At 29.8% G+C, this 15113-nt stretch carries 11 protein-coding genes and 4 tRNA genes; 13 read left to right on the plus strand and 2 right to left on the minus strand.

Features of this window, described 5'->3' with window-relative positions:
- The first annotated feature begins 1 nt into the window (after nt 1).
- The 3 genes from QIA27_RS03515 to QIA27_RS03525 are packed head-to-tail and all read left to right on the plus strand — an operon-like array spanning nt 2 to nt 3590.
- Nucleotides 2–1558 carry an IPT/TIG domain-containing protein gene (locus QIA27_RS03515; protein WP_301403610.1) on the plus strand — a complete coding sequence of 519 codons (1557 nt, stop codon included), beginning with the start codon at nt 2–4 and terminating at the stop codon, nt 1556–1558.
- Nucleotides 1558–2811 (plus strand): serine hydroxymethyltransferase, encoded by a 1254-nt coding sequence (glyA, locus tag QIA27_RS03520; protein WP_301353906.1) that lies wholly within the window; start codon nt 1558–1560, stop codon nt 2809–2811. Before QIA27_RS03515 ends, glyA begins: the two co-directional genes overlap by 1 nt.
- A 26-nt stretch (nt 2812–2837) precedes the next feature.
- A complete protein-coding gene (locus QIA27_RS03525) occupies nt 2838–3590 on the plus strand; it encodes a J domain-containing protein (protein WP_301403611.1) in 753 nt (250 codons plus the stop codon).
- A 57-nt stretch (nt 3591–3647) separates the two neighbouring features.
- Here the strand turns inward: QIA27_RS03525 and QIA27_RS03530 are convergent, their stop codons facing one another.
- Complete coding sequence (locus QIA27_RS03530) at nt 3648–5507, minus strand: integrin-binding adhesin P66 family protein (RefSeq protein WP_301403612.1); 1860 nt, start codon at nt 5505–5507, stop codon at nt 3648–3650.
- Nucleotides 5508–5753: 246 nt separating this feature from the next.
- The gene (locus tag QIA27_RS03535; protein ID WP_301386463.1) at nt 5754–7256 is read right to left on the minus strand and encodes an L-lactate permease; all 1503 of its coding nucleotides are present in this window, start codon (nt 7254–7256) and stop codon (nt 5754–5756) included.
- Between the two features lie 75 nt (nt 7257–7331).
- Here QIA27_RS03535 and QIA27_RS03540 point away from each other — a divergent pair, with 75 nt between their 5' ends.
- The 10 genes from QIA27_RS03540 (at nt 7332) to clpP (ending at nt 15093) form a co-directional block, all read left to right on the plus strand.
- Nucleotides 7332–8537 carry a D-alanyl-D-alanine carboxypeptidase family protein gene (locus QIA27_RS03540; RefSeq protein ID WP_301403613.1) on the plus strand — a complete coding sequence of 402 codons (1206 nt, stop codon included), beginning with the start codon at nt 7332–7334 and terminating at the stop codon, nt 8535–8537.
- A 16-nt stretch (nt 8538–8553) separates the two neighbouring features.
- Nucleotides 8554–9045 (plus strand): chemoreceptor glutamine deamidase CheD, encoded by a 492-nt coding sequence (gene cheD / locus QIA27_RS03545; protein WP_301403614.1) that lies wholly within the window; start codon nt 8554–8556, stop codon nt 9043–9045.
- Nucleotides 9045–11024 (plus strand): ATP-dependent helicase, encoded by a 1980-nt coding sequence (locus tag QIA27_RS03550; RefSeq protein ID WP_301403713.1) that lies wholly within the window; start codon nt 9045–9047, stop codon nt 11022–11024. Before cheD ends, QIA27_RS03550 begins: the two co-directional genes overlap by 1 nt.
- Before the next feature lie 117 nt (nt 11025–11141).
- The gene (pepD, locus tag QIA27_RS03555; RefSeq protein WP_301403615.1) at nt 11142–12572 is read left to right on the plus strand and encodes a beta-Ala-His dipeptidase; all 1431 of its coding nucleotides are present in this window, start codon (nt 11142–11144) and stop codon (nt 12570–12572) included.
- A gap of 116 nt (nt 12573–12688) precedes the next feature.
- Nucleotides 12689–12761: transfer RNA gene (locus QIA27_RS03560), tRNA-His, on the plus strand.
- Between the two features lie 23 nt (nt 12762–12784).
- Nucleotides 12785–12858 (plus strand) — tRNA-Arg (locus QIA27_RS03565).
- A gap of 79 nt (nt 12859–12937) precedes the next feature.
- Nucleotides 12938–13018 (plus strand) — tRNA-Leu (locus tag QIA27_RS03570).
- Nucleotides 13019–13023: 5 nt separating this feature from the next.
- Nucleotides 13024–13095: transfer RNA gene (locus QIA27_RS03575), tRNA-Gly, on the plus strand.
- Between the two features lie 40 nt (nt 13096–13135).
- Nucleotides 13136–14488, plus strand: coding sequence for a trigger factor (gene tig, locus QIA27_RS03580; RefSeq protein WP_301403616.1), 1353 nt, complete (start codon nt 13136–13138; stop codon nt 14486–14488).
- Nucleotides 14489–14508: 20 nt separating this feature from the next.
- Nucleotides 14509–15093 carry an ATP-dependent Clp endopeptidase proteolytic subunit ClpP gene (gene clpP, locus QIA27_RS03585; protein WP_301353921.1) on the plus strand — a complete coding sequence of 195 codons (585 nt, stop codon included), beginning with the start codon at nt 14509–14511 and terminating at the stop codon, nt 15091–15093.
- Nucleotides 15094–15113 lie beyond the last annotated feature (20 nt).

Consider the following 15113-nt stretch of genomic DNA (forward strand, 5'->3'; position numbering starts at 1 on the left):
TTTGGCTATTTTTTTTAAAAACAAATATTTTTATTTAAGCTTGATTTTTATTATTTTTTTATTTTTATTTGTTTTTTCTGGATTTTTATTTTATTCAAAGCCAATTATTTATGAAATATCGCCAATTCCCACTTCACATAAAGATGTTATTGTTATTAAAGGAAACAATTTAGGTTATAATGCAGGCGAGATTAATATTAACAATAATTATTTGGTTAAAAGCAGTATTATTAGTTGGAATAACACTGAAATAGTTTTCAAAATTACAGACGAAGTAAATTCTGGGCTTATTTTTGTAAAAAATGAAAGTGGGACTAGCAATGAACTTTTTCTTGTTATTAGTAGGCAAGTTCCTGTTAAGCTTAATAGAAAAAATATACCTTTTATTTTTTCAGAGGATAAAATAATTTTAAATGCAAATTCTTCAACTTTATTGCGGGGTGTGAATTTGTTTTCACATTCTAATACTATTAAAATTTTTCTTGAAACTAAGGATAAGCTTCATACAATTTTACCTCAAAATATTTTAGATGTTTCTGAGAATAGGGTGGAATTCATTTCTCCTAAAACTTTAAATTCTGGAGGAAAGCTTTATGTTCTATTGGATAATATTCAAAGCAATAAAATTCCGTTCTCTGTTACAAATGATTTTTTTAAGTGGACTTTGAGTGATTCAAAAGAATTTACAATAGTTGAAGAAATTTATTTTACTCAAGATATTAGTAATAATTTTGATTCAAACCCTGAAGATATTAATTTTAATATCTTCTATTTAAGGCCAATGGAGAATGAGCGCCAAAAAATTACAGATTGTGTTAATGAGTGTTTTGATTTTAATATTGATAATTTATTTTTTGAAAACTTGAAGACAAATAAATTTATTTTTGAGACTAGGGTAAAGACTCATAAACTTAATTTGGAATTTTTGGATACTAAATATTTAGAAAGCATTGAGTTTAGTAGAGATATTAATAATCAAGAATACAAAACGTATGTTCAAGACAAGAAGAAAGATTATTTATCTTACAGCTCTGTTGATTTAATATCGTTAGATTCTCTAATTTTATCTATTACTGCCGAGAATAATTCAGTTTATAAGCTGGCTAAAGCAATTATTGATGTTTTGATTTCAAATTTTAAAATTGTTGAGAATAATTTAAGTTTAAAGGATTCTATTAAAGAAAGAAAAATTTCATCTAGCAATTTAACAGTTCTTACCAATTTATTATTTTTAAAGTACGAAATTCCGCTTAGAAATATAGTTGGGCTTTACTATGATTCTAATTCTTTTAAATTGAATGAGCATTTTTGGTTTGAATTTTTTTTGCCTGGGGTTGGTTTTGTGTATTTTGATATAATAAATGCAGTATTATTTAAGGATAGCTCTAAATATTTTTTAAATATGTCTGAGAACTATATTCAATATGGATGCAAAGAGGACTATGATAAAAATGAATTTTTCGATGGATATTCAGATTCTAGGTTTTTAAAGTATAAAAGCTTGACGAACGGATCGTATTCTTTAATGTATAAGTTTGTTTTGGAGGATAATTTTTGATGAGAGATGATCAAATATTTAATTTAATTGAGAAAGAAAAATTAAGAGAGAAAGAACATATTGAGCTTATTGCGTCTGAAAATTTTACATCTTTAGAGATAAGGCAGGCTGTTGGGAGTATTTTAACCAATAAGTATGCGGAAGGATATCCTTTGAATCGATATTATGGCGGGTGTTCTTTTATTGACGAGATTGAAGCTTTGGCAATTTCAAGAGCAAAAGAGCTTTTTGGTGCAGAATATGCCAATGTTCAACCTCATAGCGGATCTCAGGCCAATATGGCTGCTATAATGGCGCTTATTAACCCGGGTGATAGGATTCTTGGTATGCAATTGTCTCATGGAGGGCATTTGACCCATGGTAGTAGGGTAAATTTTTCTGGTATATTTTTTAATACCTATTTTTATGGTGTTTCTAGAGATTCTGAGATGATTGATTATGATGAAGTTCTTAAAATAGCTAGAGATTGTAGACCAAATTTAATAATAGCTGGAGCTTCTTCTTATTCAAGAGAAATTGATTTTAAAAAATTTAGAGAAATAGCAGACGATGTTTCTGCTTATCTTTTGTGTGATATTGCTCATATTTCAGGTCTTATTGTTGCTGGTTTTCATAATTCTTCGATTGATGTGGCTCATCTTACTACAAGTACTACCCATAAAACTTTAAGAGGACCAAGAGGTGGAATAATACTTTCTGGAAAAGATTTTAACAAATTAGTAAACTTTAACGGAAAAGAGAAAACTTTGTCTAATGCTGTAAATTCTACAGTTTTTCCCGGAACTCAAGGGGGTCCTTTGGTTCATGTTATTGCAGGTAAGGCTATTGCATTCAGAGAGGCTCTTCAAGAAAATTTTAAAGAATACATTGCCAACGTAATAAAAAATACTAAGGTTATGGCTGAATATTTTAAATCGGAAGGATTTCGGATTGTCAGTGGAGGCACAGATAATCATTTATTTTTGGTTGATCTTAGTAGCTTGGATCTTACAGGGGCTGAAGCTGAGAAATTGCTTGAGAGTGTAAATATTACTTTAAATAAAAATGCTATTCCTTTTGACAAAAAAAGCCCTTCTGTGGCCTCTGGTATTAGAATTGGGGGCGCTGCCATTACTTCTAGGGGCCTAAATGAAAACGACTCTTTAAATGTTGCTAAATTTATTGTTAGAGCTTTAAAGGCAAAGTCTGATATTGAATTAAAACAAATAAAAAAGGAAGTTGTGAGATTTATTAGAGATTTTGACATGCCTTAATTATGTTTGGAGGTTATGATTAATAAATGCCAAGCTTAATTAGAATGTTTTTTTTAGTGTTGTTGTTTATCTTTATTTTTAATCCCATTTTAATAGGAATGCTTTTTATATTATTTCCTTTTCTTTTAATATTATTTAGTTTTTTAGGTGTTTTTAGAATATATTTTACAAGAGATTATTCATATTCTAGATCCAGAGAGTTTGAATTTTATAAACTTTCTTTTTTATTAATGGCTAAATTACTATCTATTTTGGGAACTGTAACCGGAGAGCAGCTAAATTATGTCAATTTTATCATTAATTCTTTGAATTTGTCTGAACGTGGTAAATCAGAATTGTATACCATCTTTCATTCTGCTATTACTAAGAATAATAATGCGGATAAAATTTTGTATACTCTTAAGCTTGGATATTTTCAACATAAAGATCTTTTTATATGGCTTTTTGCTTCTCTTAAAGAAATTAATAGGCTTTCTAGGCATAAAAACTTGGAAGCCGAAAAATTTATTTCTTATGTTGGTGTTTTCCTTGAGCTTGAATCTGATGGTTATGAAGCTTATAAAGATATTAATATTAAAGTCGTAAATCCCTACAGTGTTTTGGGATTAACCTATAGTGCTAGTGATGATGAGCTTAAAAAGGCTTATAAAAGTCTTGTTATAAAGTATCATCCTGATAAGTTTGCGAATGATCCCGTAAGACAAAAAGATGCAAATGATAAATTTATTAAGATTCAAGATGCTTATGAAAAAATTTGCAAAGAAAGAAATATAAAGTAATAAATTATTAATTTGTTTTTAAGGATAAAAAGAAGGGCAAAAGCCCTTCTTTTACTGTTAGCTTCCGCTGTAGGCTATTTTGAATTGCAAGAAAGCACTACCAATAGCGGCATTATTTGCGTTTTTATTAGCAAGTTCTATAATGTTATTTGAATCCCATCCAAGAGAAATTGTTGTAAATCTTATTAATTTTTCAAGGCTAAGACCTGTTTTCAAATAAATTTTTGTAGCATCGCTTGAGAGTTTATTAAAAGGCCCTAAAAGGTATGCTCCAATATATGGCACTACATGTGCTTCTGTTGAAATGGATGTTATCGGAATTGCGTAATCAAAATATAAAGCCACACCGAGTTTTATTGCGTCTTCAAATGTTATATTAGGAGTTACAGCTTGTGTGCTTGTTGAATCTGTTCCAGCTTGATTGCTTGCATTAGCACTTGGGCTTGCTGTAGGATAGTTTTCTACAGATTTTTGTCTTAAAATGTCATAAAGACCGACAGATGTTATCCATCCTAGTCCATTCATAAGTCCTTTTTTATTGTCTTCATAGCTTGAGATTTCAACATTTAAGCTTTGAAATGCATTTTCGGATATGGTTTTTAATCTTTTTTCTGTATCTTTGGATCTGTAAAGATTTTGTCCATAGCTTATTCCTAATGCAACCCCAGATTTTTTGTCTTGCTCTCCAAACAGTCTTGTACTGTAGGAATCAGACCCCTTAATCTTCCAAGATTCTTTTTCACCAACGTCTTTATTCCAAGCAAGACCTATGCTTGCTCCTGTTGAAAATGCAATGCCAAGTTCTTTACTTTTACTGAAATTAAGAGCATTACCATTCGGATCAAATATATCCTCGGCTTTTTTGCTAGGATCTGAGGATACTCCTTTTTTGAAATTTGCTGCTTTTGAGATGTGTCCAAATACAGAAAAATCGCTTGCAAAAGGATCTATTCCAAAATCAGTACCCATTTGTAAAATAAGATAGGTATTTTTATCGTTGATTTTTGTTAATCCAAGCTTATACTGAGCTCCAAAAGATGCTAAAATTGCAGAATTTGATAAAGTTGGACTAAGCAAATCTTTATCAACTACGGATTTATCTTTTAAAGAGTATGTTATTGATGAATTATTAAATGTTTCATTTCCATAAGCTCCTGATAAGCCAAAATTTAATTCAAAAGGTGTTTCTGCAATTACAGATTTAGTATTTTCGTTTTGATCAAGTAGATTTTTTATTGGCTTCCATGTTGCTTGAATTCCATAAAGTATTCCTTGATAGGTTTTATTGTATGGAGTGTCTTTGTCGTTCTCTTGATTTCTATTGCCCGTGCCAGTTCCTCCTATTGCGAATGTAAGATCGATTTGCGGGAATTTGTATCCCAGCTGAATTGTTCCTATTTGCTTAGAAGTACCTCTTGCAAGAATTGTCCCTCTTACTGCTCTATCATTGCTTGGAAATCCATAGTAAGTGCTTTTAAATCCAGTCATAGGTGCAAAACTAAATAAAGATTCTTTATTAAAGTCAAAATCTGTCATAGTGCTTATTTTAATAAAAAAATCGTATATATTGATTTGGGCTGTTATATCTCCTACGTCAATTTTGAATTGATCGCCTTTTTTGCCTTCTGCTTTTAATGCAAGATCTTCTACTTTAATGTAAGCTGAGAAAGGATCGTCTTTGCCTAATTCGGGATTAACTTCAAATGGTTTAAGTTTAATAGTAATTTTGCTTTTGTTTTCAAACCCAGGAACAAGCTCATCTATATCTAATCTGAACTCACTCGTGTTTTCAAATCCAAATGTAGGTATCCATGGGTTTATTTTAAATATATCTTTTTCCTTTAGTGCGTCTGCTGCAAATATTGCTACAGATGTAGTTAAAAATATAATTAATTTATATAAAATATGGTTTTTCATAATTATACCTTCCTGTTGTAACTATAAACTTTTTATTAGTTCTAGTTATTTATTAAACGTATTAATAAATATATTATATACGTGTTATTACATTGTACATAATAGCATGTATATAATATACATAATATTAAAATATTGAGTAAAAATTCAAGAGCACATTATTGTTTTATGATTTTAATATTATTCAAATATATAAATAAGATTAATTTTATTATCAATTAATCTTATTTATTTTAAATGGTTAATTTATACTAAATAAACTAATAATCCCGTTACTAAAATGTAGCATAAAGCATAATTTATTGTTTTTGATAAAAGTTTACCTTCTTGCCCAATTAATCCAGCAGTTGTTGTTGCTATTGTGATGTTTTGAGGAGAAATCATTTTTCCTCCAGTTGCTCCTGTTGTATTTGCTGCTGCAAGCCAATAAGGATTTGTTCCAATATTTTCTGCCATTTGTGTTTGCAAAGGTCCAAAAAGAACATTTGAAACTGTGTCACTTCCTGTTAAAAATGTCCCAATAGCTCCAATTAGTGGGCTAAAGAATGGGGAAAATGCACCTGTTATTATTGAGATTCCATTAGCAAGATCTCTTATCATTCCACTGTGTGTCATTAATCTTGATATTGCAACAATGCATATGATTATAAATGAAGATAATGCCATTTTTTTCAATGTTAGTATAAATATTTTTAATTGTTTTAATATTGGGACTCCTCGCATTGAATAGGATATTATTGTTGCAAGCATGATTAAGAAGCCCGGAGAGGCAATCCATTTAAAGTGTAGGGGATTTGCTTCTGGATAAATGCTAATAGTGCTTTGAAAAGTTTTTAGGTATTCATGAATTTTGTTAAAAAGAGGAGATGCGAGTATTATAAATACTACTATTAAAATGTAGGGTGAGCAAGCAATAATTCCTTTTGATAAGGGTATTACACTTTTGTTTTGTCGATTGTGTGTGTCTTTATTTTCAAAAAGCTTTGCATAAGCTATTGTTATTGTCATAGAAAGGATGCTTCCAAGGATTGCGGGAAGTTCTGGGCCCAAAGTTTTTGATATGAATACTTGAGATATTGCCATTGACATTCCTGAGAGTAGGGTAAGAAGGAATACTCCTTTTAATCCTTTAATGCCTCCTCCTGTAAGAATTACTAATACAAAAGGTATTGTTAAGGTTGGAAGTATTAGTTGCAATGCAACCTCAGACGAAATAGTGTTAACATCTAAATTAGTTGCTTGAGCTAAAGATATTATAGGAATCCCCACAGATCCATAAGCGGTTGATGAGGTGTTCATTATTAAACAGATTAAGCAAGCAAAAAATGGTTCAAATCCCATTGCTATTAATATTGACACAGGGATTGCAACAGCAGTTCCATATCCAGCAACTCCTTCTAAAAAATTTCCAAATCCCCATGCTACCAGCAAGACTATAATTCTTTTATCAGAAGATACGTTTGATAGAATGTTTTTAATAGTTTCTATGTCTTTTTGATCTTCTGACATTTTGTATGTAAATATAGCAGCAATAATTACGGTTGCTATTGGCCATATCCCCATTAAGGCGCCTTCAAGCATTGCAAGACTTGTGTTTACTATTCCCAAGTTTTTATAAAATATAACAATAGCAACAGTTGTTATTAATGATATAGGTATTACATAGTAAGCGGGCTTCTTTATTATGCCAAGGCCAATAATTATTAGGATTATTGGTACCAAAGCTGCCATAAAATCATAAGAATTCATAAAAAATGGCTCCTTTTTATTTTAATTGTATTATAATCAACAATCAATAAATAATATATAATTTAATATTACAACATGAATAGTATCTGTGTTATTGAAAAATTGTTATTAACTTTATTTTTTAATTTTTTTCTGCTTTGTGGAGATCTTTTTGCAGTTAATTTGACGGAGATTAATGAATTATCAAAGCATGCAAAATCAATAATTTTAATGGATTTTGGTACTAAGCGGATACTTTATTCTAAAAATCCCAATTTGATTTTCCCCCCGGCATCTCTTACAAAAATTGTTACAATTTATACTGCGTTAATTGAGGCTGAAAAGCGAAATATAAAATTAAAAAGCATAGTTCCTATTAGTGATTCTGCTTCATATTATAATGCGCCCTTGAATTCTTCTTTAATGTTTTTAGAAAAAGGTCAAATTGTTAATTTTGAAGAGATTTTAAAGGGACTTTCAGTTTCGTCGGGCAATGATGCTTCTATTGCGATTGCTGAATTTGTAGTAGGCGATGTAAATAGCTTTGTTAATTTGATGAATATTAATGCTTTGAATTTAGGACTTTTTAATATGCATTTTGTTGAACCTTCTGGATATAGCAAAGAGAATAAAATTACAGCACTAGATATGGCTTTTTTTGTAAAATCTTATATAGAAAAGTACAAATTTATGCTTAATATTCATTCTTTAAAGTATTTTGTTTATCCAAAGAGTAAAAATTTAGGAACTACTTTATCATCAAAATTTTTAAACTTAAAACAAAAAAATGCTAATTTATTAATATATGAATATCCTTATTCAGATGGTCTTAAAACAGGATATATTAAGGAATCAGGCTTAAATCTTGTTGCTACTGCTTTAAAGGGTGTGAGAAGATTAATAGCAGTTGTATTGGGGGTTAAAAAAGGAATTAATGGGTCTGGAGAGAAAATGAGAGCTTTAATTGCAAGAAATTTATTTGAGTATGGATTTAATGAATATTCTAAATTTCCTTTAATAGTAAAATTAAAAGAAAAAGTCTATAATGGTACAGTAGATACAGTTGCTCTTTTTTCTAAAGAGCCTTTTTATTATGTTTTAACTAAAGATGAATTTGATAAAATTAATATAAGTTATACTGTTGATAAGTTGGTTGCTCCCCTTAGTGGGGATGTGCCTGTGGGGAGGGCCATGATTTTTTTAGAAGAGGAAAAAATAGGGGATGTTGCTTTGTTTAGTAGTAAAGTAAATAAATTAGGGCTTTGGCAATGGCTTTATAAGAGTTTTAGAAATTTTTTTTAAGAGAGTATTAAATTTTATGTTAAATCATTTTAATTTTAAATTAAAACGAGATGTTACAATAATAGTTCCGGGTGAAGCTTTTGTTTCAAATAAAAGAGTTATTTCTACAATCCTTGGTTCTTGTGTTGCTGTTGTGCTTTTTGATGAATCAAGTAATTTAATTGGAATGAATCATTATGTTTTAGTTAGGTCAGATCTTGATATATCTCCTGCTCAAAGGGGAAGATATGGGGCTTATGCTATTCCCATGCTAATAAATGCAATGTTAGAAAATGGGGCTAATAAAAGTAACCTTAAGGCCAAGCTTTTTGGAGGAACTAATTTTATGGCAAAAGGATCTGTTAAAGTAGGACTTGAAAATTCAGAATTTGCCGTTAATGCGTTGAATAAGTATCGTATTCCAATCTTAGCTAGAGATTTTGATCAGTCTAAGTCACGAAAGATTTTTGCTTTTCCTGAAAACTTTAAAGTTATTGTGGAATATCCAGATGGAACAAAGGTTTTTTAATCTTGCCTGATGATTTTTTTAAAAATTCTCTCAATCAATTCCAATATGAAGCGGTTACCACTATTGAAGGTGCTCTTTTAATTATTGCTGGTGCTGGTAGTGGAAAAACAACGGTTGTTACTCATAGAATAGCGCATTTACTTCTAAAAGGCATTGCTCAGAAGGAAATTTTAGCCTTAACTTTTACCAACAAGGCAGCTAATGAAATGAAAGATAGAATTAGAAAAATTTTAAAAAGTCCTCTTAGCAATCTTATGGTCTCAACTTTTCATGCTTTTGGACTTTTCTTTTTAAAAGAAAATTATAAATTATTAGGATATAGAAAAAATTTCAGCATTTATGATGATAATGATAAAATTTCTCTTCTTAAAGAGATTTTACTTGATGAAGGTCTTTTCAATAAAAAAGCTTCTTTAAATTCACTTAGTAATGTTATTTCACTTTTAAAAAATGGGATTCTCACCCTTAATGATTTAAAGGAAGAAGATATAAATATTTTTAGACTTTATGAAGAGCGATTAAGGCTTTATAATTCTTTTGATTTTGACGATTTGATTTTAAAACCAAAAGAATTGTTAAGTAATAATTCTGATATTAGAAATAAATATTCTAAAAGATATAAGTATGTTTTGATTGACGAGTTTCAAGATACTTCTTTGATTCAATATAATTTTATTCGCCTTTTAATAAATCACAGTAATTTATGCTGTGTTGGGGATGATGATCAATCAATATATTCTTGGCGTGGGGCCAGTTACAATAATATGTTGCAATTTGAAAAAGATTACAGCGTTAAAGAAATAAAGCTTGAGCAAAATTATCGTTCTGCAAAAAATATTTTAGATGTTGCCAATTCTGTGATTTTAAATAATAAAAATAGAAAAGAAAAGACTTTGTGGTCTTCAAAGATGTGTAGCAAAGTTATAGATGTTTTTATATTTGAGGATGAAATTCAAGAATCTGAGTTTGTTGCAAGTCAAATCATAGAGCTTTCAAGATTGGAAGGTTTTCAATCTAAAAAGATAGGGGTTCTTATGAGAACTAATGCTCTTTTTAAAAACGTTGAGATGATTTTTAGAAGACAGGGCATAAAATACAAAGTTTCGGGGGGAACATCTTTTTTTCAGAGAAAAGAAATAAAAGATATTATTTCTTATTTAAATGTAATAATAAATCCCAAAAGTGATTATGATTTGCTTAGAATCATTAATGTTCCAAGAAGGGGAATTGGCAAGGAATATTTGAAAAAAATTAGAGATATAGCAGATAAGAAAGGTTGTTGTATTTATGATGCTCTTTGTGATATTGCTTTTTCTTTTACAGGCATTTCTAGTTACGAAAAGGCTTTAAATAAGCAGGTCATTGAAAGTATAGAAGATTTTGTATCTTTTATTGAAGAGTATCAATATAAATTTAGTATAACGAAAAACACGTATTCTAATATAATCAAAGAAATGATAGAAAGTGTTGAATATTGGGGGTTTTTAGTTAGTGAAAATCCCAATTCAATCAAAGTAGCTGAATATAAATATCAAAATATAGAAGGGTTTTTAAGCATAATTAAAAATTGGGAATCCAAACAATTTGGCGAATTGAAAGATTTAAGCAGTTTTTTAAATTATATAGTTCTTCAATCTAATGAAGTAAGTGAAGAATCTGAAAATATTAATATTAATTTAATGACAGTGCATTCTGCTAAAGGTTTAGAATTTGATTATGTATTTTTTATTGCGGTTGAAGACAATATTATTCCGCACCATAGAATCATTGAAGATAGTGAAATTGGTTTGGAAGAAGAAAGACGAGTTTTTTATGTTGCATTAACTCGTGCAAAAGATTCTCTTATTATCACTATGGCTAATAAGCGGAAAAAAGATAAGCAAATTTTTGAGCAGTTGCCTTCGAGATTCATTTCAGAAATTCCCAAAGAATTTTTAAATTTTAATTATTATGCAAGTTTTATTGAAAATAAAGCTTGATGAGCATTATTTAATATTATTGAATGAATTTTAAGATTGATTTAGTATATTATATGAGTAGTTATAATTAAATCTAAGCATGTTTATGAATTTGATTGTAAGGAAAGGAAAGTTGTTATGAGTATTGTAATTGATTTTTTTAAAGAGATATCAAAAATTCCAAGATGTTCAAAAAATGTTAAAGGAATTATTAATTTTATTAAGGATAGATCCAAAGAATTTGGTTATCCTTTTAAAGAAGATGCTGTTGGTAACGTTGTGGTGCAGATAAAATCCAATAATAACATTGATATGCATCCTATTATTTTACAATCTCATGTTGATATGGTTTGTGAAAAAAACGAGTCCAGTTCGCATAATTTTGAAACAGATCCAATTAAAATTGTTGAAGAAGATGGGTATCTCAAAGGAATGGGGACTACTCTTGGAGCTGATAATGGGATTGGGGTAGCTATGATGCTGGGCATTATGAGTGAGGCTAATAGTTTTCCTCATCCCGATTTAGAACTTCTTTTTACTGTTGATGAAGAAATAGGTTTAATAGGTGCTCTTGATCTTGATCCTAAGTTATGCAGTGGTAAAAGCCTTATTAATCTTGATGGAGAAGAGGAGGGGTATTTTTTAGTTGGTTGTGCGGGATCAAGACTTGTTGAGATTGTTTTTTCTCCTCAGTATAGTCTTGCAACAAAAAAAACAAAAGTAGAAATTTCGTTTAAAGGGCTTAAAGGTGGCCATTCTGGTGCAGATATTCATTTAGATTTGGCAAATTCTTTAAAATTAATGTTTTTTGCTCTTTTTGAAATTAAAACAAATATTGATTTTGAGATTGAAAATATTTTTGGTGGAGACAGCAGTAATGCAATTCCAAATGGAGCTAAGGCTTTAATCTTTATTAATGATAGTGATTATGATTTATTGAATAAAGAGCTTCAACTTTTCGTATCGAAAGTTAAAAGTATGTATCCTTTTGAAAATGAATTTGACATTGTTGTTAATAAAAGAGAATTTTCATCAGTGAAAGTTCTTGATGAAAATAGCAAAAACAAAATTTTAAATATGGGAATGGGATTTTTACATGGAGTTCAAAAAGTAGAAAATTATGAGAATAAGCTTATTAAGACTTCTTTAAATTTTTCAAGTCTTTTAAGGGTGCAAGATAACTATATTTTTACTTTTTTAATAAGATCTTTATTGGATTTGGACAAAGAGTATGTTTTTAATCATTTGCAATCAATAGGTAATTTATCAGGAGCTGATTCGCGTGTAATTTATGATGATCCTTCTTGGCAGCCTGATAAGAATAGCAATCTTTTAAAACATCTTCAAAGCGTGTATAAAGAGATGTATCTTGAAGATGCTAATGTTTCTTTAATACATGCAGGGCTTGAAACAGGAATAATATCTTCTAGGTTAGGGGGCATAGAATCTGTTACTCTTGGGCCTTGGATTGAATCGCCTCATACTACTAGAGAAAGAGTAAACATTTCTTCAACTATTAGAGTTTATGATTTTTTGAAGAAAAGTTTAGAAAAATTTTTAAAAGTTTAGTGTTTTAATATAAATTTTTCAATAAAAGTTGCATAGTTTTTATTATTTTTATCTTTTATTGACTTAGAAATTAAATATCTATAAAATATTATAGTAATCATAGTCACTCGTTATTGGTGGTTGTAGCTCAGTTGGTAGAGCGTCGGGTTGTGGTTCCGAATGTCGCGGGTTCAAGCCCCGTCAATCACCCTGTAATCAATTTTATTTTAACTGCATTCATAGCTCAATTGGATAGAGCAGTGGACTTCGAATCCGAAGGTTGCAGGTTCGAGTCCTGCTGAGTGCGAAAATATTATTTATTTGCTAGATTAGGCATACTTGCAAAAGCTTTTAAGTTTTTGTATACTAGTTTGAGTATGAAGTATGCAGGAGTGGTGGAATTGGCAGACACGCTAGACTTAGGATCTAGTGCCTTTGGCGTGTGGGTTCGACTCCCACCTTCTGTAAAATTGCGAAAGTAACTCAGGGGTAGAGTGTCACCTTGCCAAGGTGAAAGTCGCGGGTTCAAATCCCGTCTTTCGCTTTTTAATAATTGTCAATAAGGTTTAATTGAGGCAGTAACAGTGATTTTGAGTAAAGATATTAAGCTTCTTCCGGGTTCAAAAGTTGAGGTTGTCATTAGAGTTTCAAAAAATATTATTCAGGAAAAATACAACTCATTATTGCAGAATTATTCTTCCCGGCTTAAGATTCAAGGTTTTAGAATTGGAAAAGTTCCTATTAATATTATTGAGAGTAAATATTCTGAGGGCTTAAGAGCTACTGTTTTAGAAGAGGTGGTTAATAATTCTCTTAAAGAATTTTTTAAAGAAGAATCTAAAAGGCCTTTAAGCTATGCTTCTCCTACTATAAAGGAAAAAGATTTAAGATTAGAGCTTGATAAAGATTTTGAATTTACTTTTGTATATGAGACTTACCCTGAATTTAAAATTCCAAGTTTTGAGGATATTGATATTAAAGTAGAGGTTCCTGAAGTTTTTATTGATGATTCTGATATTGATAATGAGATTAGGCGTCTTCAAATAGAAAATTCAATTATTATTGAAGATGAGGAAGAAATTGTCAAGAAAGACAGCATTGTTAAAGTAGATTTTGTTGAACTTGATGATGTTTTAAATGAGATAATATCAACAAAAAGACAAGATTTTGTTTTTACAGTTGGAAAATCTGATACTTATTATGATTTTGACAGAGATGTAATTGGCATGAGAATAAATGAGGAAAGGCTTATAGAAAAATCTTATGTTACGGATTACAAATTTGAAGAACTTGCAGGCTCTTCAAGAAAATTGAAGGTTAAGATTAAGAGTATTAAAAAAAGAGATCTCCCTTTAATAGATGACGAGTTTGCAAAAGATATTAGCGATAGATATAATACGCTAGATGATCTTAAAAATTTTATAAGATCTAATATCTTAGACCTTATTGAAGAAAAGAAAGAAGCTTTAAAGCTAAATAAATTTTTTTCTACTATTTCTGAAAAATTAGAAATAGATATTCCCCGCTCAATGATTGAGGCGGAAATTGAAATTGCTTTTAAGGATATCGCAAAACAAAGTAAGATGAGTCTTGAAGAGTTTAAAGGTGTGTTTTATTCTTCAGGATATGTTGATGGTAATAATTTAAAAGATGAAATTCTTGGCAATTTAAAATCTAAGTTAATAATTCAGAAAATGGTGGATTTAGATCCAATTGAAGTTACTGAGAGTGATCTTAAGGATGATATGACTAAGCAGTCTGAGAATTCGGGTGTAAGTTATGAGGAAATTAGAAAATTTTATGAAGATCAAAATTTGATTTCTTATTTAAAGGATGATATCAAAAGAAAAAGAGTTAAGAAAAAAATTTTAGCAAATCTTAAGGAAGTAAAAGGCAAGCAAGTTTCTTTTAAAGATTTTGTTAATTATAAAATTTAGTGAGTAAAAAAATGGAGTTTATGCATAATTTAATACCCACTGTGATAGAGCATACAGGAAATTATGAGAGAGTATTTGATATATATTCAAGATTACTTAGAGAGCGTATAATATTTTTGAGTGGTGAGATTAATGATCCTAAGGCAGATACCGTGATTGCTCAACTTTTGTTTTTAGAATCAGAAGATTCAAACAAAGATATTTATCTTTACTTGAATTCTCCAGGGGGCAGTATTACTGCAGGTCTTGCAATTTATGATACTATGCAATATATAAAACCTGATGTAAGGACAATTTGCATTGGGCAAGCTGCTTCAATGGGAGCTTTTTTGCTTGCTAGTGGTGCTAAGGGCAAAAGAGAATCTTTAACTTATTCTAGGATAATGATTCACCAGCCTTGGGGTGGAATAAGTGGTCAGGCTAGCGATATTAATATACAAGCTAATGAAATTTTAAGACTTAAAAAATTAATAATAGATATTATGTCTAATCAGATAGGGGTTGATAAGGAAAAACTGGCTCTTGATATGGAAAGAGATTATTTTATGACTTCAAGTGATGCTCTTAAATATGGTCTTATTGATAGTATCTTGATGAGGGATTAGTTTTATTTTCGGTAAAAATT

The sequence above is a fragment of the [Borrelia] tanukii genome (assembly GCF_030439725.2).
Classification (GTDB): domain Bacteria; phylum Spirochaetota; class Spirochaetia; order Borreliales; family Borreliaceae; genus Borreliella; species Borreliella tanukii.

What these genes read in the sequence shown, in the direction of transcription:
- glyA (WP_301353906.1), top strand. Translation starts at nt 1,558, where the DNA reads ATGAGAGATGATCAAATATTTAATTTAATTGAGAAAGAAAAATTAAGA.
- QIA27_RS03525 (WP_301403611.1), top strand. Translation starts at nt 2,838, where the DNA reads ATGCCAAGCTTAATTAGAATGTTTTTTTTAGTGTTGTTGTTTATCTTT.
- QIA27_RS03530 (WP_301403612.1), bottom strand. Translation starts at nt 5,507, where the DNA reads ATGAAAAACCATATTTTATATAAATTAATTATATTTTTAACTACATCT.
- QIA27_RS03535 (WP_301386463.1), bottom strand. Translation starts at nt 7,256, where the DNA reads ATGAATTCTTATGATTTTATGGCAGCTTTGGTACCAATAATCCTAATA.
- QIA27_RS03540 (WP_301403613.1), top strand. Translation starts at nt 7,332, where the DNA reads ATGAATAGTATCTGTGTTATTGAAAAATTGTTATTAACTTTATTTTTT.
- cheD (WP_301403614.1), top strand. Translation starts at nt 8,554, where the DNA reads ATGTTAAATCATTTTAATTTTAAATTAAAACGAGATGTTACAATAATA.
- pepD (WP_301403615.1), top strand. Translation starts at nt 11,142, where the DNA reads ATGAGTATTGTAATTGATTTTTTTAAAGAGATATCAAAAATTCCAAGA.
- clpP (WP_301353921.1), top strand. Translation starts at nt 14,509, where the DNA reads ATGCATAATTTAATACCCACTGTGATAGAGCATACAGGAAATTATGAG.